This is a genomic window from Acinetobacter sp. V89_7 (assembly GCF_029967895.1).
In the GTDB taxonomy this organism is placed as follows: Bacteria; Pseudomonadota; Gammaproteobacteria; order Pseudomonadales; family Moraxellaceae; genus Acinetobacter; species Acinetobacter soli.
Map to the genome: position 1 here is coordinate 291392 of NZ_JASCAJ010000030.1, position 18416 is coordinate 309807.

Consider the following 18416-nt stretch of genomic DNA (forward strand, 5'->3'; position numbering starts at 1 on the left):
TTATTGATATTTAAGATTGTAAGTAATTATTATTCCTCTAATTCTTCATTTACTTGACCATAAATTAACAGGGTGAAAACACCTGTACCACCTAAAATATTACCAAGCGTGGTTGGAAGTAAGAACTGAAAACAAAACTCACTCAGAGAAACCTGACCTTGCCAAACCAAATACGCAACTTCAACAGAGCCAACAACTACATGGGTAAAATCACCTAAACCAATCAGATAGGTTAATAAAAAAATCAATAAAATCTTATTGTTAACAGAAGGTAACATCCAAACTAGTGCAGCAATGAGTAAACCAGACATTGTACCTTTAAGAAAGTTTTCCCAAGCAGAAAATGAAGCAACATGATGCGCAATCTCATTTAGTACATGATCTACTTCAGGCGTAAATAGTGCTGTTGTGAGAAAAAATAGACTCGATAAAAAAGTTCCGACCACATTGGCAGTAATAACAATACTCCAAAGCCGACCCACGGCTTTAAGTTTTGCGAAGCTAAAGGGTTTAAATAACGGAATGACAGTTGTGATGGTATTCTCTGTGAAAAGTTGCATGTGTCCTAAAATTGCAATAATAAATCCGATGGTATATCCAATATTCGTGACTAAATCTTTCCAAACAGCATCTACCGGTAAATAAGAACCAATTACAGCTTTAAACACGAAGGAAAAACTCATGACTAATCCAGCTGTGATACCAGAGAAGATGAGTGCATTTAACGGACGACTCAATTCTTCAACACCATCACGACGGATAATTTCATAGACCAGCCGTGGTGATAATTTTTCTTGTTCCTCAACGGCTAATTTTTCTTGCCAACTTAGCTTAGGATCAATTTCCATTTCAGCTTTAACTTGTTTTCGTTCAGCATCACTCATTTTTTTCATCCTTGTATTTAGTCATATACTTATAGTTGGTCAGCGCAATTTGTGAAGCGTTTCAATTTATAGATTAAACCAAAAAAGAAGGAATTACGTGAGGAAATTAGAACGTATAGATCACAGAAAACTCTAGGATAATAAAATACATATGATTTCGCATAATGTATATTATGTTAAATAGAATATCTAAGACTGTGGCCTACACAACCTGTTTGTTGCCACAGCTCAGTAACGTGAATTATGATTGTAGAGATTCACGTTGCTGAGTATCCTAATGAACATAATATGAGTTATGCAGAAATCCTTAGACTAATATATCTATAACTACAAATAAATTCGAATTATAGTTTTACAACAACTCTCCCTCGAACTTTTCCATCTAAAATATCATTTGAAATATTTAAAGCTTCTGTTAACTGAATTTCAGTCGTTACTGTTTCCAATTTCGTTTGATCTAATTCTTTAGCTAAGCGTTCCCATGCTTCTTTTCTTAATTCAATTGGTGCCATCACACTATCAATTCCATATAAGGTAATCCCTCTCAGGATAAATGGAGCAACTGTCGCTGGAAAGTCCATTCCACCTGCCAAGCCACACGCAGCGACCGCACCACGATATTTTGTACTAGCACATGCATTGACTAAAGGTTGGCTTCCAACAGTATCAATTACACCAGCCCAAATTTCTTTGTTTAATGGCTTTCCTTGTGAAGATAATTCAGCGCGATCAATAATTTCACTTGCACCTAAATAGGTTAAATACTCTGACTCTTGAGGTCGACCAGTTGAAGCTGTAATCTCATAACCAAGATGGTTCAAAATAATAATCGCAATACTACCGACACCACCATTTGCACCTGTTACTAAAATTTTCCCATCACTTGGTTTAAGACCATGCTTTTGCAAAGCCATAACACACAACATTGCGGTATAACCTGCTGTACCAATAATCATGGTATCTTTAAAAGAAAAAGCAGAAGGTTTCTGTATAAGCCAATCGCCTGAAACAGTCACTTGTTCAGCTAATCCGCCTGAATATTTTTCACCAACACCCCAGCCATTTAATAGAGCTTCATCGCCTTTTTTCCATGCTGGATGTTTTGATTCAATTACAACACCTGAAAAATCTATCCCTGGTGTTAGTGGAAAACTACGCACTACTGGAGAGCGCCCAGTAATGGCTAAAGCATCTTTATAATTTAGTGTTGAATATTTAACTTCAACTCTAACCTCTCCTTCTTCTAAAGTCTTTGATGCAATCTCTGTAATTTTTGATGTGTAACCTGCATCATCTTTATTAATTACGATACCTTGGTACATAGAATTTCCTCTCTATTTAATTAGACTGCTTGTCTAGAATTAATTAAAAAATAAATACAGACGTCTGCATTTATTTTTTAATTAAATTTTTACATGATTTTGTTGTTTTACAGCTAAAGTAAACAAGCGATAAAATGCATCTAAGGGACTTGTTGATTTGACCAAACGTGCTCTTAGAACTGCACCTTCCCACCCAATCCAAAACTGATATGCAGCTTCATCACAATCAGTTACGCTATATTGTGAATTTGATCGATATAAAGAATCTGAAACCAGTTTCTCCCATACCTTAAAGATACTTTCAATTCGAGCGATGATCTCTGGTGGCAAATACGAAACTTCTTGTCCTAAGTTACCTAAAATACAACCTCGTTTAAAATCATATTTTTCCAGTTTTTCACCGGCATCTTTTACAAAATTTTGCAGTCTTTCTAATGGCGAAAGATCAATTTGACTTAAAAACTTATTCAACCGCTTCACAAAATAAAGCTCATAAGTATCTAGAACTTCTAAAATAAAAGCTTCTTTATTTGCAAAATAATGATAGAAAGATCCTTTAGGAACTTGGACTGATTTCATGAGATCGTCCAAGCTCATAGCATTCATTCCACGTTCGGTTAGTAACTCGATACCTCGGCGGATTAACACTTCTTTAGTGTCTGCATAGTTACAACCGTGTTTGGTTGGTCGACCACGTGGTCTTTTGGGTAAGGAAGAATAATTCATAAAATAAAAATAGACTATGTGACTAGAAATATCAACAATAAAATTATTTGATTGAAATTTTATCTAAATAGCATCTGTTTCTTTTCTGGGAGAACTTAATTTTTATGTAAATGTACTCAAAAACTCTATAAGTTTATGAACTCATTTTTGAGAAGCTCTAATTTTCTATGTTAATTACGTTTAAATTTCAAACCTCTCATTTTTCTATTCGCTCAGGTTATAATAATAGCCTTCCCAAACATGATTGATCTATTATGAACGCCTCCAATGACCCTCTACACGGCAAAAAACTTGCTGACATTCTGGATGAATTATTGGATTACTATGGTGGCTTTGAGGGTTTGAGTCGTAAAATAGAAATTAGATGTTTTTGTATAGATCCAAGTGTTAAGTCATCATTACGATTTTTACGTACTACTCCATGGGCGCGTGAAAAAGTTGAAAGCTTATATTTGTATGTCTTACGCCAAAAAGCCAAACAGAAATCGTAACTATCAGAATTGTAATGCCTTCACTGATCTATTTGTAACAATGTCTCAGCAACGTGAATCTCCACAATCATCATTCACGTTGCTAAGCATTCAAAACTACATAGTGCGTGTTTTGTATTAAGGTCGAGATAAGTCAGTTTTTGTTGTATTGTTTATAGTTGCTTTAGTAGAACGAATAGATAACTTGTCACGCTTCATAAAGCAAGTACAGAAAATCGCAAATATTGCCATACCTATAATATAGTTAATAATTAAATGAGGACTTCCCTCACCTATACTCAAAAGTTTGGTCGCAATTAAAGGTGCTAAGCCTCCACCAATGACGCCAGCAAACTGCACAGAAATTGAAATACCACTGTATCGGATTTCAGTTGGAAATTGTCGAGCAAATAACTGAGATTGCGGTGCGTACATGAGTGGGAAAATCACACCAATGGCCAATACAATTGCAAGCCAAACCAGAAAAGGATCTTTGGTATCCAACATACTAAAGAATGGATAACAGTAGAGTGCGAGTGCCAATAAGCCAGACATAAACATATTTCTTTGGCCTACTTTATCAGACAGATGTCCAAATAAAGGAGTCATTATCATAATCAAGCCACCTCCACAAATTGTGGCAAATAGAATATCTTGACGCGCAATGCCAAGTTTAGTGGTGGTATAGGCAAGTGCGAAGGTAGAAGCTATATAGAACCATGCATTTTCAGCAGCGCGGGCAAAAATAATGGTAAGAAGCTCTTTAGGATGATTTTTAAAAACCTGCAAAGCCGGCACTTTAATTTCTTTTGCCTGCTCCTTCACTTTTTCAAAATCAGGTGATTCGGGCACTTTTACTCTTATATACCAACCCACACCGAGTAGAACGATACTTATCAGAAATGGGATTCTCCAGCCCCAACTAAATAATGCAGCCTCTGGTAGCATAGATACCAGTCCTAAAGCAATTGATGCAAGCATGAGTCCACCACCTGCACTGGCTTGAGGTAAGCTTCCCCAAAATCCTTTGCCGCCTTCGGGTGCGTGTTCAACTGCCATTAAAACTGCGCCACCCCACTCTCCTCCCATAGCCATACCTTGAATAAAACGCAATATCACCAGACACACTGTTGCCCAGTAACCGATACTTTCATAGGTAGGTAATAGACCAATCAGCACAGTGGGAATACCCATCATTATTAAGGTAGTTAACAACATCGCTTTACGGCCAATTTTGTCTCCAAAATGGCCAAATACAATTCCTCCTAAAGGTCGACCAATAAAACCGACGGCATAAGTGGCAAATGCAGCCATCACTCCCATTAATGGATCTAGATTTGGAAAAAACAGTTTGTTAAAAATTAACGCAGCCGCAGCACCGTAAATGAAAAAGTCATACCATTCGATGGTTGTTCCCACCATACTCGATATGCCTGCCAGACGATGTGAAGGCTTTTTACTTTGAGTAGATGATTCTTGTACGTGTTTCATTGTTATTTATCCCTCTTATTCTTTGAGCTGTGTCATCCGTGACTCGCTTTGTTATTTAAAATAAATTCCATCTATTTTTAACAAAGCGAATCTTTATGTTGCTTACTCCATACTGGCCAGAATTTTTCCAGTGTTTTTTTAAATTCGGTATTATCAGTTTGCCACTTCGGATTTTTGTCTTTATCGACAATCAATGCTCTTACGCCTTCAATAAAATCTCCTTGCTGTAACCAGATATCCTGCAAGCCGCGTTCTAACTGCATACATTTTTCAAGCGAAAGATTTTGACCAACCTGCTGTAACTTCAAACTGATTTGTTTTGCCATTTCAGGACGTTGCTCTAAAATCGCTTGCATTTTCTTGATCCAGTCCTGATGAAGAGTATCGTTGGCATCAGCTAAGCCTTGCTCAATTTCACTAATGTCAGGATAAGAAAAATACTGATTAATCAGATCGATATGTTGTTGTAATTCACTTTCTTGCGGATGAGTGATAAACGAGCTAATGATGGTTCGGATTTCTACCGGATTGAGAATGGGTGCAACACTTAATGCGTGTTCTAACGCGACAAAATGCTCACTTGGCACATGATAATCCACCAGATCCAGATATAACGCATCACTACTACTGATCTGTGCTCCAGTGAGCGCCATATACACACCAGCTTCATCGAGTCTGGATAGAAAATAAGTCGCCCCAACATCTGGGAAAAAGCCAATCGCCGTTTCCGGCATAGCGAAACGCGATTTTTCACTGGTAATTTTGATATGACAGGCCTCAGCAAGCCCAAAGCCGCCACCCAGCACATAGCCATCCATCATGACGATGACAGGCTTTGAATAATTACGTATTGTACTGAGCATGGTATATTCAGTAGCAAAAAAATCTTGGTATTGCGTGTTTCCAGCCTGATAACTGTCATACAGATAGCGTATATCACCTCCTGCGCAAAATGCTTTCGCAGCATTGGATTTGATGAGCACAGCTTGTACTTGCGAATCCTCTCTCCATTGATCGAGCTGCGCCTGAATACCCCGAATCATCTCTAGAGTTAAAGCATTTAAATGGCTACTACGGTTTAAACTTATAATGCCTAAAGCATCTTCGCTTCGAATTTCCAAATCGTCATGATCATTCATTATTTTTTCCTATTCGAATATTTATTATTGATGGGTAAATTTGGCAGGACGTTTTTCCACAAAGGCCTGCATGCCTTCTTTTTGATCATTACTGGCAAAAATGGAATGAAAAACACGCCGTTCAAAACGTAAGCCTTCAGCCAAGCTGACTTCAAAGGCTCGATTGATCGATTCTTTAATCATGAGCAGAGCTGGCAAAGATTTTTCAGCTATTTTTTCTGCCGCTTGTAAGGTTTGTGGTAAAAGTTCTTCTCTGGTAAATACTCGCGCCACCAAGCCGCTTTGCTCTGCCTCTTGTGCGCCCATTTGCCGTGCAGTCAAACACATCTCCATGGCTTTGGCCTTGCCAATGGCCAGAGTTAAGCGCTGAGTACCACCAATACCGGGCAATACGCCTAAAGTGACTTCTGGCAGACCAAATTTTGCATTATCGGCACAGTAAATAAAGTCACACATCAGTGCCAACTCACAACCACCGCCTAAGGCATAACCACTGACTGCGGCAATAAGAGGCTTACGTCGCTGAGCAATTCGATCGGCCAGACTAAAAAAATCATCGAGATAAATATCTGGAAAAGTTAAATCGGCCATTTCTTTAATATCGGCACCGGCAGCAAAGGCTTTTTCCGAACCTGTAATCACGATACATCCGATCATTGGGTCTTTTTCAAGCTGATCCAGCGCTTGATTGACTTCAATAATCAGTTGGTTATTGAGTGCATTAAGTGCCTTGGACCGATTTAATGTAATCAGTCCGACACCATTTCTTTTTTCGAATAAAATCGTTTGCCATTGCATGATAAAAATCCCTTTTTATTTGTTATAAGCTGCGTGCAATTACCAAGCGCTGAATATCGCTTGTCCCTTCATAAATCTGACAAATTCGGGCATCACGATAAATGCGTTCTATTGGAAAATCCTTTAAATATCCATAGCCACCAAAAATTTGTAAGGCTTTAGAACAAACTCGTTCAGCCATTTCCGATGCAAATAATTTGGCCATGGAAGCTTCTGTTAAACAGCTTTCACCGGCTTCTTTTTTTCGTGCAGCAAAATGAACCAGTTGGCGCGCCGCCTCAATCTCGGTAGCCATACTGGCGAGCCTGAAAGAAATGGCTTGTTGCTCAATAATGGCTTTACCAAACGCTTCGCGTTCATGTGCATAGCGTGTGGCTTCTTCCAAGGCAGCTCTAGCCAAACCGACTGCTTGTGCAGCAATACCAATCCGACCGCCTTCCAGATTGGCAAGTGCAATTTTCAGTCCTTCGCCTTCTGCCCCTAATCTTAAGCTTTCATGAATTCGCACATCGGTTAAAGCAATCTGACAGGTATCTGACGCATGTAAGCCTAATTTTTCTTCGACTCGTATCACTTCATAACCTGGGGTATCGCGAGGTACCAAAAATGCACTCATTCCCTTTTTGCCTGCTGCCGGATCGGTTACTGCAAAAACAATAATTACGCCGGCGTTATTTCCAGAGGTAATAAATTGTTTGGCACCATTAATCACATAGTGATCGCCGTCTTTTATTGCACGGGTTTTAATTGCAGCAGCATCTGAACCAGTGTGTGGTTCGGTCAAGGCAAACGCACCGATCATTTCACCTTGGGCCAACGGCTTTAAATATTGTTGCTTTTGTTGTTCTGTTCCAAATTTATAAATCGGTACACAACCAACCGAATTATGCACACTCATAATGGTAGACGTTGCGCCGTCCGCTGCTGCAATTTCTTCTAAAGCCAGTACATACGCTAGCGTGCCTGTATCAGAGCCGCCCCATTGTTCTGGAATAAGCATTCCTAAAAATCCCAATTCACCCATTTGGGCTAGTGTACTTTTAGGAAATATACTTTTTTGGTCCCAATCGCTTGCGTATGGCTTGATCTGTTCTTGAGCAAAATCTTTTGCCATGTTTTGAATCAGTTGCTGTTCTTCCGTAAATTGCATACAAGAGTTTCCTGTAATTTAAATTTTTAATATTGCTTAGGCTATTTAGGCAGTTTGTGAATGTGATTTATTCAACTCTTGATTACGTAACAAGAAACGCTGAATTTTTCCACTTGGCGTTTTTGGAAGCTCAGTTACAAATTCAATCAAACGTGGATATGCATGTGCAGACAACCGTTTTTTGACGAATAAGCTTAATTCCTGTTGTAATTCGGCTGATGCAGTATGGTGATGAGCCAAAATCACAAATGCTTTAATAATTTCAGTCCGCTCTAAATCAGGTACGCCAATTACCGCTGCTTCAATCACGGCGTCGTGTTCAAGCAATGCACTTTCGACATCGAATGGCCCCACCCGATACCCTGAGGTGGTAATAACATCATCGCTACGGCCAACAAAACTCATACTGCCATCGGCATGGATTTCAGCCGTATCGCCTGTTAAATAATATTGTCCAACAAAAGGTGATTTTCGGCTTTCTTCGTAGCCTGAAAACCACATCATTGGAGACTGGGCGATATCAATTGCCAAAATACCCGGAACATCAGTAGCTAGTTCATTCCCCTGCTCATCTATAATCGCAATTCGATAACCCGGGCTAGCAAACCCTGCCGAACCCGAACGAACGGGATGCGCTAGCGCATGATGGTTACACACCACCATCCCGACTTCAGTTTGACCATAATGATCATAAATCGGCACATCTAATACCTCTTTAAACCAGCGAATCACTTCTGGATTTAAAGGCTCTCCCGCACTACTTACCACACGCAACTTACCGCGAAGCTGGGCCATTTGTGATGGGTCCGCTGCCATCATCATTCGATAGGCAGTTGGGGCACCCGCCAAATTGGTGATGCCATACTCATTAATAACATCGCATACACTTTCGGCATTGAAACCACCTTCAAAAAACAGTGTTGAGTGCCCGAGCAATAAAGGCCCTGTAATGGCGTAATACAACCCATAGGCCCAACCTGGATCTGCAATGTTCCAAAAAATATCATCTTGGCTCAGGCCAATTGCATTTTTCATATAATCACCAAAAGCGATCAGCGCTTTTAGCGGCACTTTTAATGGTTTAGCTGGCCCTGTGGTACCTGAAGTAAACATGAGCAAAAATGGATCATTGATACTCAACATTTCAAGTTCGACGGTTTCTGTTTGTCGATTTAACTCACGCCAGAAGTCGAAATCTTGCGGATAATTTTGGGCGTGCAACTCTGCCTGCACGGTCACAATCGGAGGACAATTACTGATCTCAGACAATTTTTCACGATTAGTAAGATCTGTTACCACCAACTTGCTTTGCGCCAGTTGGATGCGATGCTCAATTGCTTTGGGTCCAAATGCGGTAAATAAGGGCTGATATACGGCGCCAATCCGCCAAGTGGCTAAAATAGTAATGATCAGCTCTGGTGTTCTTGGCAGTAAACCAGATACTCGATCGCCTTTACGCACGCCCTGTGACTTTAAAAAGCTGGCAAATTGGGTCGAGTATTTTTTGAGTTCACGAAAGCTATATTGTTCTTTACGGCCATCTTTCGCATACCAGTACAAAGCAATCGCGTCGGAATCGGCATGCCGGTCACAGCATTCATAGCACGCATTTACAGCCTGCATAGAACCAGATAGATACTGCTTTGCTACCGTCTCTAAATTAAAATTTTCAATTGTTTTTTGATAATCGAACATATTCAACCTCAGCCTGAGTTTATCGTTATTACTGACAAGTTATTTTGATGAAGCGAATCCTTGCTTCATTGAATCATGGTGTGCTTTAAGTGGGTGTCGTGGTGTATTGATGCATAATGCTGGAAAAGTCCAGATGAGCATGACCGTCTTGGCATAACTTTTGATAAAGTTGTTGTACCATGCTACCCAGCACCACAGGTTGTGCAGCCTGTTGAGCGGCATTGACTGCCAAGCCCAGATCTTTGAGCATCAGTTGCGCGGCAAAACCATCCGTATAACCACGTGAAGATGGCGCATTGGCGCAGACATCTGGCCATGGATTATAGATTTCAGAGCTCCAGCAACGTCCAGTTGAACTATTGATCACACCGGCCAGCGCCTGTGGATCCATACCCAGTTTTGCTCCGAGCGCCATCCCTTCTGCCACGGCGGTCATGGAAATGCCTAAAATCAGATTATTACAGATTTTGGCGACCTGTCCCGTTCCTACAGCACCACAATGCACTAGATTTTTACCCATACAGCTCAGAGGCAACTTGACCGCTTCAAAGGTGGCTTCATCGGCACCTATCATGAAAGTCAAAGTGCCATCTTTTGCGCCCAAGGTACCACCTGATACGGGTGCATCACACACTCGGATCTGTTTAGCCTGAGCAGCGGCGGCAATCTCTTGAATTGTTTGCGGATCGATCGTACTGCTGTCGATACATAGACTACCGGATTGAAGTACTTGCAAAATGCCGTGTTCACCAAGATAAACATCACGAACATGTTTAGCTGCGGGCAACATGGTAACTACAACTTCTGCATGCTGAGCAGCGTCCTGCGGATGATCACAGACTACGCCACCCGCTGCTGCAAAATGATCTAGCGCTGTTTGACTTAAATCATAACCAAACACTTGATGACCTGATTTGAGCAGATTTTGTGCCATGGCACCGCCCATATTCCCCAAACCAATAAATGCGATCTTCATACTATTCCCCCTTAGCGCAAACTAATTGTTGTATTTACACCACTGGTTTCTTGATCATCTTCAAACCATCGGCTCGTAATGGTTTTGGTTTGAGTGTAAAACTGTACTGCCTGTTTACCGTAAGGCCCTAAATCTCCAAGCTTTGAACCACGTGAACCGGTAAAGCTGAAGAAAGGGACTGGCACAGGAATTGGAATATTAATTCCCACCTGACCGATATCAATCTGATGTTGGAATATACGCGCTGTATGGCCATTTTGAGTAAAGAGACCAACACCATTACCAAAAGGGTTGGCATTGATCAGTGCGATCGCCTGTTCCAACGTTTCAACATGCATAATGGCAAGTACAGGACCAAATACTTCTTCCTGATAAATTCGCATATCGGTAGTGACTTGATTAAAAATCGTTGGGCCAACAAAATTACCCTGCTCATATCCAGACACCTGCACATCACGCCCGTCCAGTAACAGTTTTGCGCCTTGTTCAACGCCACTATTGATCAGATCAATCACACGCGCTTTAGCACGGGTAGAAATGACTGGCCCCACATCGGTATTTGGTTCATGTCCGGCATTAACTTTCAATGTTTTAGCTTTATTGACAAGTTCGTCAACCCAATGCTGGGCTTCTCCTACCATGATGGCCACAGAAAGCGCCATACAGCGTTGTCCTGCTGCACCAAACGCTGCACCTACTAAAGCATTTAATGTTTGTTCTTTATTGGCATCTGGCATGACCACAACATGGTTCTTTGCACCCATCATCGACTGTACACGTTTGCCATGCTGACCAGCCAGTTGATAGACATGTGCACCTACAGCAGTCGAACCCACAAAAGAGATGGCTTTAATATCGTGATGAGTACACAGCAGATCGACAACTTCTTTACCACCATGCACCACATTCAGTACACCAGCAGGAATACCAGCTTCAATTGCCAGCTCTACAAGCATCATGGTCGAAAACGGATCTTGTTCTGAAGGCTTTAAAACAAAGGTATTTCCACACACAATCGCCATTGGAAACATCCATAGTGGAATCATGGCGGGGAAATTAAATGGTGTAATCCCTGCACACACACCAAGCGGCTGCTGTACGGTGTAGGTATCGACACCACGTGCAACACCCTCTATATACTCTCCCATTTGCAAAGTACCAATCGAACAAGCATGCTCGACAACTTCAAGACCACGCTGAATATCTCCTTCGGCATCGGCCAAAGTTTTTCCTTGTTCTGCTGTCAACACTTGGGCAATACTTTTTAAGTTATTGCGAATCAGATCTTGCAGCTTGAGCATAATACGCATACGTGCCTGAATAGGCGTTTGGCGCCAACTGGCCAAAGCATTTTGTGCAGCAGCAATCGCAGCATTGACTTCTTCGGCTGTCGCAAAAGGCACTCGTCCTAAAACTTCTTGTGTCGCTGGATTGACAATATCTTGCCAATGGCTTGTTGTTGACTCGACAAATTCACCATTGATCAGTAGTTTTGCTGTGGTGAATCCGGTACTTTGCTGTGGATGATGAATCGCGTTCATGATCGCTCCGTGCTTGTTTGTTATTGTCGTTGTAATCGCCTTTACTGGCTTCTTTAACGCATTTTTTTACGCTGTTTCAGCAGACTAACAAAGAACACTTTGACCACCAATAGAAATTGATGCACGATGATTGTGCAAATATGCACAGGGATTTAACAGGATGTTAAATAAAAAATGAAAGTAGATTGGGATCATTTACGCTTTTTTTTGGTTTTGGCACGCGCGAAAACACTGACCAATGCGGCTCGTCTAATCGGGGTTGAACACAGTACAGTGGCACGGCGTATTCAGGCGCTAGAAAGCACTTTAGGAACACAGCTGTTTAAACGTGAAGCCACTGGTTATGAGCTTACCTCTGAAGGTTTGGCGTTGGTACCACGTGTGGAGCAGATGGAACAATCTTTCATTCAGATAGAAAAACGCCATGACCCGCTACAGGGCCGGGTGCGTATTGGAGCACCAGAAGGTTTCGGTACGGCATTTCTGGCGGGTTTACTGGCTGAGTTTTCAAAACATTATCCGTTACTGACCATCGATCTCATACCGGTACCAAAAACAATTAAACTTTCACATCGTGAAGCGGATATTGTCATTTCTATCGATCGCCCTAAATCTGGACCATATATTATTACCCGGCTCACCAATTACTGTTTAAAGCTCTATGGTAGTCGGCACTATTTAGAGCAACATCCGCCTATTGAAAAGCTAGATGATTTACGACAGCATCGTTTTGTCGATTATATCGATGATCTGGTGTATAGCACGGCGTTGTATTCGTTAGAACGTTTACCTCTGCAAGTGAGTGCTTGTTTTCGCAGTAACAGTATTTTGGCACAGGAAATTGCAGTGCGTGCTGGTGCTGGACTGGCCATTTTGCCAAGGTTTCTGGTTCGTGATAAAACTGAATTGGTGGAGGTGCTGGGCGATCAGTTAAGTTTTTCTCATACGTTTTGGATGCTTACGCTGGTCGATTTACAGCACGAACCCAGAATTAAGCTGGTATGGGATTTTTTACGTAAGCAGGCCGATGTACAGCAAGAACTTTTAATGGGCGTATAATCAGACGTACCCTATTCATAAAAAAGCGCCTTAATTGGGCGCTTCTTGTTCATTAGAGTGAATTAGACTAGCTCTTTGAGACCTTCAATAATAAACACGCGGTAATTCGCCCCTTTAAGACGATGTTGTAACGCATCTTGATACTCTGGACTGTTATACCATTCACGTGCTGCTGCCATATCTGGAAAACGTAAAATCACAGCACCTTCAATATCACTACCTTCAAGTACTTCGAATTTGCCATAAAACGCAAGCGGCGTAAGGTCACGACCTTCACGTGCAAGTGGTGCCTTTTCTGCATACTGTGCCATTTGCTCGGCGTCTGAGGTGCTTTCACGGGTAAATACAACATAGGCAGACATTGAAAAGTCCTTATTTTAACAATTGAAGTTATATTGTTTTAACTGAAAGGATCGGCTTTTGCCTAGTGCTTTTCAGTTAACGATACCCAATAGAAAAAATATTTATCATTCGCTTACCCATAGAGACCAAAAGTTAAAGCTTTAGCGTGATTACCACTTATGCTTTAAACTATATCCCAGTTTAAATGTACGTGATCCAAGATGGCCCAAAACTTGCCAAACCCTCAAATCAACACAGAATTTTCTGGTATAGATCAAATTAAAGTCGTCAGCAATTTTGCAGACCTAATGAAAACTCGATTCCACGGTGAAATGAATGCAGTTTGCTGGCACAGAGCATTGGTAGGTAACTTTCAGGAAATTGTTGAAAATCTTGAACTGAAAGACAATATCACCCAAGTGACACCTAAAGATCTTTGGGCATTGAATTTGTCTACTCAGGGGAAATTGGCAAGAACGCTTATTTTAAATGACTTACAACAATTAACTAATGCGGGCGCATCCCCTACCTTGAACTTGCTTAAATGTTACGAACGCGACGAAGAGCTAGATTTTATTGCGACCGATGTATATTCATATCATGTCGATCGTTCACCTATTGAAACCGATACCATCTTATGCACGTACTATGGTCCGGCCAGCGATATTATATCTAATCATCAAGTACAGCAGAAAGTAAGCATTCCGGAAATACGTGAAAAACTGAAGCAGCTTCATGATGGCCCAGCGTCTGAGTTTGAGCAATTTTTAGAAGAATATTTTTTTGACTTGCACTATGCCGAACTGCCAAATGCTCAACCGATTCATCTGGGTTTAGGTCATCTTTGGCGCTTGGCAGTGGATCATCCAACGCAGCAGGCTTTGCCTTGTGTTCACCGTGCTCCTATGGAGTATCCAGATCAGTATCGTCTTTTACTCATTTGCTGATGAAACAATCTTTTTCACCACATGATCATGGGTAGGCACCAAACCTGCTTTTAATCCTAAAGGCTTAAAAACCTTATCTAACACCGACTGCGTGAGTTTACCTTTATCCTGCTCGATATCGGTGAGCGTGCGTCGGCTGATACCCACCAGTTTGGCATATTGTTCTTGGGTGACTCCCAATACATTTTTTCTTAAATGCATTAACAGTTGCCCCAAGGTAATTTTACCCAACAGATACTGGGTATATAGGTCGATCAGGATCTGCTGACGATCTTGTGCTGGAGTATTCGGCTTCATAGCAGCTCCCAACGTTTTAGTTTCGCTTCAATATAGTCAAATGACAGAACAGGCATATCCACGATTTGCTGCGGTACGCCCTTATCGATCAAGCGTTGTTTAAGGTGTACGAGCTTGTGTGCCAAACGCTGCAATGTTTCAAAGGCAAGTTCAGGTGGGCACCACGGCGCCAGTTTTTGCGTAATCAGTGCCCAGCGATATTCTCCGCCTTCTTCGTATGGGCTTCCCCACGTCGTCGAGCGAATAACTTGCTCTGGATCGGCTTTCATCGGCGCAAAATCATAAATAGGTGCCAATGTGATGCTGCCAAATTTCTTTAAAAATGAGGTATTTCGTCCGTGATTGTCGGAATTACCAAAAATAATATTGAGTAAATCACGCTGTAACCACTCACACACAAAAGCGGAGCCATCAAAATTTGGATCAATCGAAGTTAAGATCGAACACAACTGCTCAATGACTTCAAAGTGATTGAGATGGCTACCAGCTGATTTATTAAGTATTGAATAAACCGACTCAAGACCATACCGTTGCCAGCACTCATTTTGCCATTCAGTGTCAAAGCGTGGTAACCATAAGGACGGATACTGACGACCTTCGATCAATTTCATGCGATTAACGTCAATGGTATCGAAGCCCAAATCGTGTAATTCGCGATAGTAATAATATTCTGCCCTTAAGATATTACAATCAATTTCATTGCGATTATTCCTTGGAAATTTAACCAGATAGTATTGATCTGGCTGCTCAAAGTTTTGTTGATAGGTATCAATCCAGACCTGTTGTTCAGGCGATAGGCGAATTAAAAGCTTGGGCGCTTCACCACCTGCACCGGTGGCTCCGCCACTAATGGCACCCATCTGCTGCGCATATTCTAAAAAGTCGATATTGCGGTCGGCAACATCAGCTACAGTAAAGTATCTAAGATGTAAGGTTGAATCTGGATTGAGTGGCTCAAGCGCATCTTTAATGCGTAAATTCCCAACAGGTGCAATTCCCCCTTTTTCAAGCAAGACGCTATCTTGCTCGGCTTGGGGCAAACGTTGCAAATCGAGATAATTAACCCAGTAACGGCGCGCTGCACCTGATGGAACAATATCGTCTAGAAATCCAAACCAGCTTTTAGATTCATGTTTAATTAACAACTGTACAGGAAGTGAGAGACTACAGGCATGTTCATCGCGCTGCTCTAAATGCTGAAGTGCATAGTCGAGTTCATATTCCAGCTCACAGGCTCCCGCTACACCAAGCTGTGGCTGAAGCAATGTAAGCGTCGCAATATCTAACCACTGAGTATTTAGCAAGGCCTGTAATGTGAGTATTTTCAATTTTATAAATGAGCAATTATTTTCTCAAAAATATCACAATAACAATTTAATGTGAATATATTTGCGCATAATTAAAACTTTTAAGAATTTTTGAGCATTTTTTTGCACAATACTATTTATACAATATTATAAGGTATTCTACACATCTTTGGATTCAGTCTTATGGTTAAGCCTCTACGGCCAAGTACCAGTTTTTCCAAGAGCTACTGCCACGTGTTGCAATGGGAACAGTCGGAATCAGCTTATCTTTTAAAATTTGAGTTTGTTCTACTGCCTTGGCTAAGCGCGCCTTGACTGAATGTATGCACTCCCGATCGCCAAATTCACAGCGATCCAGACTGGTGCCCCCACATGGGCCATTGGCCAGTCCTTTAGGGCAGGTTTCAGGGCAGATATAGAGTGTATCGGCCAGACGACATTGACCACAGCTTTCACAGCCAATTAATCGATGTTTACTGAATGATTCAGTTTTCAGTAACATCTTGGTCATTAGATGCGTATTCCAAAAGGCTGCCTTAAAAATAAAACGTCCAGCGTTTTTAGCCGGCTTAGACATAAACAAGGCATCGTGCATAAATTGCAAATGACGATACTTCACCACCTCAAGGCGACTCGGCTTTCGTGCACTTGGTAAGCGCTCGGGCTGTAACTCAAGCCCCGTTTGAATATGCCATAAGCGTTTATAATGCTGCTCTAGCGCAGCCAGATCCAAATGACGATACTCTTCAATATATTCAGCTAGGCGTGCCTGTTCATCTGGCTTATGGCAGGCAGACAAATGAACACCTGCAAAACCCAGTTGCTCACAAATTAATATCTGTAATGCACAGCGTGCATACACATGGGCTGTCTGTCCTGTTTGTTTTTCATGTTTAAGTACATTCAGCATATGCGGTGTAATTACAATACCCGCCACTTTATGCTTGATCATGTAATTGGCTCGCGCCAATGTTAGAGGCATCACACAGGCCACAATCTTTTGAGCGTAATCATGGCTGGTTAAAAATGCTTTGGCCTGTTGAAGTGCTTTAATGTCGTAGCCGAGTTGGGTAATGATGAAATCTGCACCCGCTTTGAGTTTTTTATGAAGTTTTAAATACTGCGCATCGCGCTCTGCCTCAACATATTTAAATGGATTAAGCGCAACACCGATATGAAAACCACCAATATGTTGAGCGGCAGCGACGGCATTTACAGACTCTAAGTAGCGTGTACGGGGTCGACCATCGGTGCCGTCGCTGTGCGATTTGAGCTTATCTCCACTTAATAACAGCAGATTTTGAATATTGGCAGCTTTTGCTTGTGCAAGAAAAGCTTCGAAATCTTGTATATCACGATCTTTGCCGGAAAAATGCAGCAATTTTTCCACAGCAGAATCATATGTACGACTTGCGTCTAAGGGTGCAAGATCATGGTCTGAATGAACACGATCTGCAAGTGCCATTACGGTGGGATAACCGGCAATTTCAGTTTGAAGCGGATGATATGGTGTCAATGACGTTAGGTATTCGACCAAAACACAAAACTGACGTTGCTGAAAATAAGAAGCAAGTGATGACATGAAATCGCGTGTAGCAAAACATAACGTAAACAGGCTGCATAGTATACGCGATCTAGCTATGCAATCCAAAGCATCAGATCAATTGATACATGAAAGACATCATCCAAAATAAGCTTTAAAGCGTTGGTTAAGTTGATCATGTGCCAGTTCGACTGATTACCGGCACAAATCCTTTTCCAGGCACTGGTTGGACGTGCTTCGCACGAAGTGGAATTTTACAATGCGAACAAACCAAAACGGGTTTAAACACATGACCACATTCTTTATGAATATAATCTATAGGTGCGCCGTGACCTTGATCCATCCAAGTATTTCCCCATTGTGCCATGCTCATCAAGATTGGGTATAAATCGAGTCCTTTCTCGGTAAGTTTATATTCAAAACGTTTATTCGACGCGGTGTACGGTACTTTAACCAAAATCTCTGCGTCTACTAGATTTATCAAACGTTCCGTAAGTAAATGGCGAGTGACACCCAAGCTTTTTTGAAAATCTTCAAAACGACGAATTCCCAAAAAGGCATTGCGCAAGATTAACAGCGTCCATCGATCTCCAATCACGGACAGTGTTCTGGCTATTGAACACGGCTGTTTACCGATTTCTTCCCATTTCATAGCAGCAATATCTGTAGTATCGTTGATCCTACTATAGAATATATTGCGTTAAAAATCCTGTTGTGATCTATGGCACA

The 18416-nt window shown here is 41.4% G+C and carries 18 protein-coding genes; 3 read left to right on the plus strand and 15 right to left on the minus strand.

The genetic code is table 11. The annotated features are described in order from the left end of the window. Nucleotides 1-29 precede the first annotated feature (29 nt). From QLG00_RS11230 to QLG00_RS11240, 3 genes are all read right to left on the minus strand, one after another. A complete protein-coding gene (locus QLG00_RS11230; protein WP_282471000.1) occupies nt 30-884 on the minus strand; it encodes a formate/nitrite transporter family protein in 855 nt (284 codons plus the stop codon). Nucleotides 885-1228: 344 nt separating this feature from the next. Further along, nucleotides 1229-2206 carry an MDR family oxidoreductase gene (locus tag QLG00_RS11235; protein ID WP_282471001.1) on the minus strand — a complete coding sequence of 326 codons (978 nt, stop codon included), beginning with the start codon at nt 2204-2206 and terminating at the stop codon, nt 1229-1231. Nucleotides 2207-2287: 81 nt separating this feature from the next. Next, nucleotides 2288-2932 (minus strand): TetR/AcrR family transcriptional regulator, encoded by a 645-nt coding sequence (locus tag QLG00_RS11240; protein WP_004937485.1) that lies wholly within the window; start codon nt 2930-2932, stop codon nt 2288-2290. A gap of 254 nt (nt 2933-3186) precedes the next feature. Here QLG00_RS11240 and QLG00_RS11245 point away from each other — a divergent pair, with 254 nt between their 5' ends. Then, complete coding sequence (locus QLG00_RS11245; RefSeq protein WP_003651786.1) at nt 3187-3423, plus strand: VF530 family protein; 237 nt, start codon at nt 3187-3189, stop codon at nt 3421-3423. A 117-nt stretch (nt 3424-3540) separates the two neighbouring features. Here QLG00_RS11245 and QLG00_RS11250 read toward each other — a convergent pair whose 3' ends face one another. The 7 genes from QLG00_RS11250 to QLG00_RS11280 form a co-directional block, all read right to left on the minus strand. After that, nucleotides 3541-4893, minus strand: coding sequence for an MFS transporter (locus QLG00_RS11250; protein ID WP_282471002.1), 1353 nt, complete (start codon nt 4891-4893; stop codon nt 3541-3543). Between the two features lie 77 nt (nt 4894-4970). Further along, the gene (locus QLG00_RS11255) at nt 4971-6032 is read right to left on the minus strand and encodes an enoyl-CoA hydratase/isomerase family protein (RefSeq protein ID WP_282471003.1); all 1062 of its coding nucleotides are present in this window, start codon (nt 6030-6032) and stop codon (nt 4971-4973) included. Nucleotides 6033-6056: 24 nt separating this feature from the next. Then, nucleotides 6057-6830 carry an enoyl-CoA hydratase gene (locus tag QLG00_RS11260; protein WP_282471004.1) on the minus strand — a complete coding sequence of 258 codons (774 nt, stop codon included), beginning with the start codon at nt 6828-6830 and terminating at the stop codon, nt 6057-6059. A gap of 22 nt (nt 6831-6852) precedes the next feature. After that, a complete protein-coding gene (locus QLG00_RS11265; protein ID WP_149931151.1) occupies nt 6853-7980 on the minus strand; it encodes an acyl-CoA dehydrogenase family protein in 1128 nt (375 codons plus the stop codon). A gap of 45 nt (nt 7981-8025) precedes the next feature. Next, nucleotides 8026-9675 carry an AMP-binding protein gene (locus QLG00_RS11270; RefSeq protein WP_282471005.1) on the minus strand — a complete coding sequence of 550 codons (1650 nt, stop codon included), beginning with the start codon at nt 9673-9675 and terminating at the stop codon, nt 8026-8028. 85 nt (nt 9676-9760) lie between these two features. Then, nucleotides 9761-10651, minus strand: a complete 891-nt coding sequence (mmsB, locus tag QLG00_RS11275; RefSeq protein ID WP_282471006.1) for a 3-hydroxyisobutyrate dehydrogenase — start codon at nt 10649-10651, stop codon at nt 9761-9763. Between the two features lie 11 nt (nt 10652-10662). Then, complete coding sequence (locus tag QLG00_RS11280) at nt 10663-12192, minus strand: CoA-acylating methylmalonate-semialdehyde dehydrogenase (protein WP_282471007.1); 1530 nt, start codon at nt 12190-12192, stop codon at nt 10663-10665. A 174-nt stretch (nt 12193-12366) separates the two neighbouring features. On the opposite strand from QLG00_RS11280, the gene QLG00_RS11285 reads away from it, so the two are divergent. Further along, complete coding sequence (locus QLG00_RS11285; RefSeq protein ID WP_282471008.1) at nt 12367-13251, plus strand: LysR family transcriptional regulator; 885 nt, start codon at nt 12367-12369, stop codon at nt 13249-13251. 62 nt (nt 13252-13313) lie between these two features. Here QLG00_RS11285 and QLG00_RS11290 read toward each other — a convergent pair whose 3' ends face one another. Then, a complete protein-coding gene (locus tag QLG00_RS11290) occupies nt 13314-13613 on the minus strand; it encodes a DUF1330 domain-containing protein (protein ID WP_282471009.1) in 300 nt (99 codons plus the stop codon). A gap of 201 nt (nt 13614-13814) precedes the next feature. On the opposite strand from QLG00_RS11290, the gene QLG00_RS11295 reads away from it, so the two are divergent. Beyond that, nucleotides 13815-14540, plus strand: coding sequence for a DUF1826 domain-containing protein (locus QLG00_RS11295; RefSeq protein WP_282471010.1), 726 nt, complete (start codon nt 13815-13817; stop codon nt 14538-14540). Here the strand turns inward: QLG00_RS11295 and QLG00_RS11300 are convergent. From QLG00_RS11300 to QLG00_RS11315, 4 genes are all read right to left on the minus strand, one after another. After that, entirely contained in the window at nt 14526-14837 is a 312-nt protein-coding gene (locus tag QLG00_RS11300) for a helix-turn-helix transcriptional regulator (RefSeq protein WP_004937522.1), read from the minus strand. The two genes, QLG00_RS11295 and QLG00_RS11300, sit on opposite strands and share 15 nt — an antisense overlap. Continuing rightward, nucleotides 14834-16165, minus strand: coding sequence for a HipA domain-containing protein (locus tag QLG00_RS11305; RefSeq protein ID WP_282471011.1), 1332 nt, complete (start codon nt 16163-16165; stop codon nt 14834-14836). Before QLG00_RS11305 ends, QLG00_RS11300 begins: the two co-directional genes overlap by 4 nt. A gap of 166 nt (nt 16166-16331) precedes the next feature. Continuing rightward, nucleotides 16332-17726 (minus strand): methylenetetrahydrofolate reductase C-terminal domain-containing protein, encoded by a 1395-nt coding sequence (locus QLG00_RS11310; protein WP_282471012.1) that lies wholly within the window; start codon nt 17724-17726, stop codon nt 16332-16334. A 136-nt stretch (nt 17727-17862) separates the two neighbouring features. Continuing rightward, nucleotides 17863-18339, minus strand: coding sequence for a helix-turn-helix domain-containing protein (locus QLG00_RS11315; protein WP_048764394.1), 477 nt, complete (start codon nt 18337-18339; stop codon nt 17863-17865). Nucleotides 18340-18416 lie beyond the last annotated feature (77 nt).

What these genes read in the sequence shown, in the direction of transcription:
- QLG00_RS11280 (WP_282471007.1), bottom strand. Translation starts at nt 12,192, where the DNA reads ATGAACGCGATTCATCATCCACAGCAAAGTACCGGATTCACCACAGCA.
- QLG00_RS11240 (WP_004937485.1), bottom strand. Translation starts at nt 2,932, where the DNA reads ATGAATTATTCTTCCTTACCCAAAAGACCACGTGGTCGACCAACCAAA.
- QLG00_RS11245 (WP_003651786.1), top strand. Translation starts at nt 3,187, where the DNA reads ATGAACGCCTCCAATGACCCTCTACACGGCAAAAAACTTGCTGACATT.
- QLG00_RS11265 (WP_149931151.1), bottom strand. Translation starts at nt 7,980, where the DNA reads ATGCAATTTACGGAAGAACAGCAACTGATTCAAAACATGGCAAAAGAT.
- mmsB (WP_282471006.1), bottom strand. Translation starts at nt 10,651, where the DNA reads ATGAAGATCGCATTTATTGGTTTGGGGAATATGGGCGGTGCCATGGCA.
- QLG00_RS11315 (WP_048764394.1), bottom strand. Translation starts at nt 18,339, where the DNA reads ATGAAATGGGAAGAAATCGGTAAACAGCCGTGTTCAATAGCCAGAACA.
- QLG00_RS11295 (WP_282471010.1), top strand. Translation starts at nt 13,815, where the DNA reads ATGGCCCAAAACTTGCCAAACCCTCAAATCAACACAGAATTTTCTGGT.
- QLG00_RS11230 (WP_282471000.1), bottom strand. Translation starts at nt 884, where the DNA reads ATGAGTGATGCTGAACGAAAACAAGTTAAAGCTGAAATGGAAATTGAT.
- QLG00_RS11235 (WP_282471001.1), bottom strand. Translation starts at nt 2,206, where the DNA reads ATGTACCAAGGTATCGTAATTAATAAAGATGATGCAGGTTACACATCA.
- QLG00_RS11300 (WP_004937522.1), bottom strand. Translation starts at nt 14,837, where the DNA reads ATGAAGCCGAATACTCCAGCACAAGATCGTCAGCAGATCCTGATCGAC.
- QLG00_RS11270 (WP_282471005.1), bottom strand. Translation starts at nt 9,675, where the DNA reads ATGTTCGATTATCAAAAAACAATTGAAAATTTTAATTTAGAGACGGTA.
- QLG00_RS11310 (WP_282471012.1), bottom strand. Translation starts at nt 17,726, where the DNA reads ATGTCATCACTTGCTTCTTATTTTCAGCAACGTCAGTTTTGTGTTTTG.
- QLG00_RS11290 (WP_282471009.1), bottom strand. Translation starts at nt 13,613, where the DNA reads ATGTCTGCCTATGTTGTATTTACCCGTGAAAGCACCTCAGACGCCGAG.
- QLG00_RS11250 (WP_282471002.1), bottom strand. Translation starts at nt 4,893, where the DNA reads ATGAAACACGTACAAGAATCATCTACTCAAAGTAAAAAGCCTTCACAT.
- QLG00_RS11255 (WP_282471003.1), bottom strand. Translation starts at nt 6,032, where the DNA reads ATGAATGATCATGACGATTTGGAAATTCGAAGCGAAGATGCTTTAGGC.
- QLG00_RS11285 (WP_282471008.1), top strand. Translation starts at nt 12,367, where the DNA reads ATGAAAGTAGATTGGGATCATTTACGCTTTTTTTTGGTTTTGGCACGC.
- QLG00_RS11260 (WP_282471004.1), bottom strand. Translation starts at nt 6,830, where the DNA reads ATGCAATGGCAAACGATTTTATTCGAAAAAAGAAATGGTGTCGGACTG.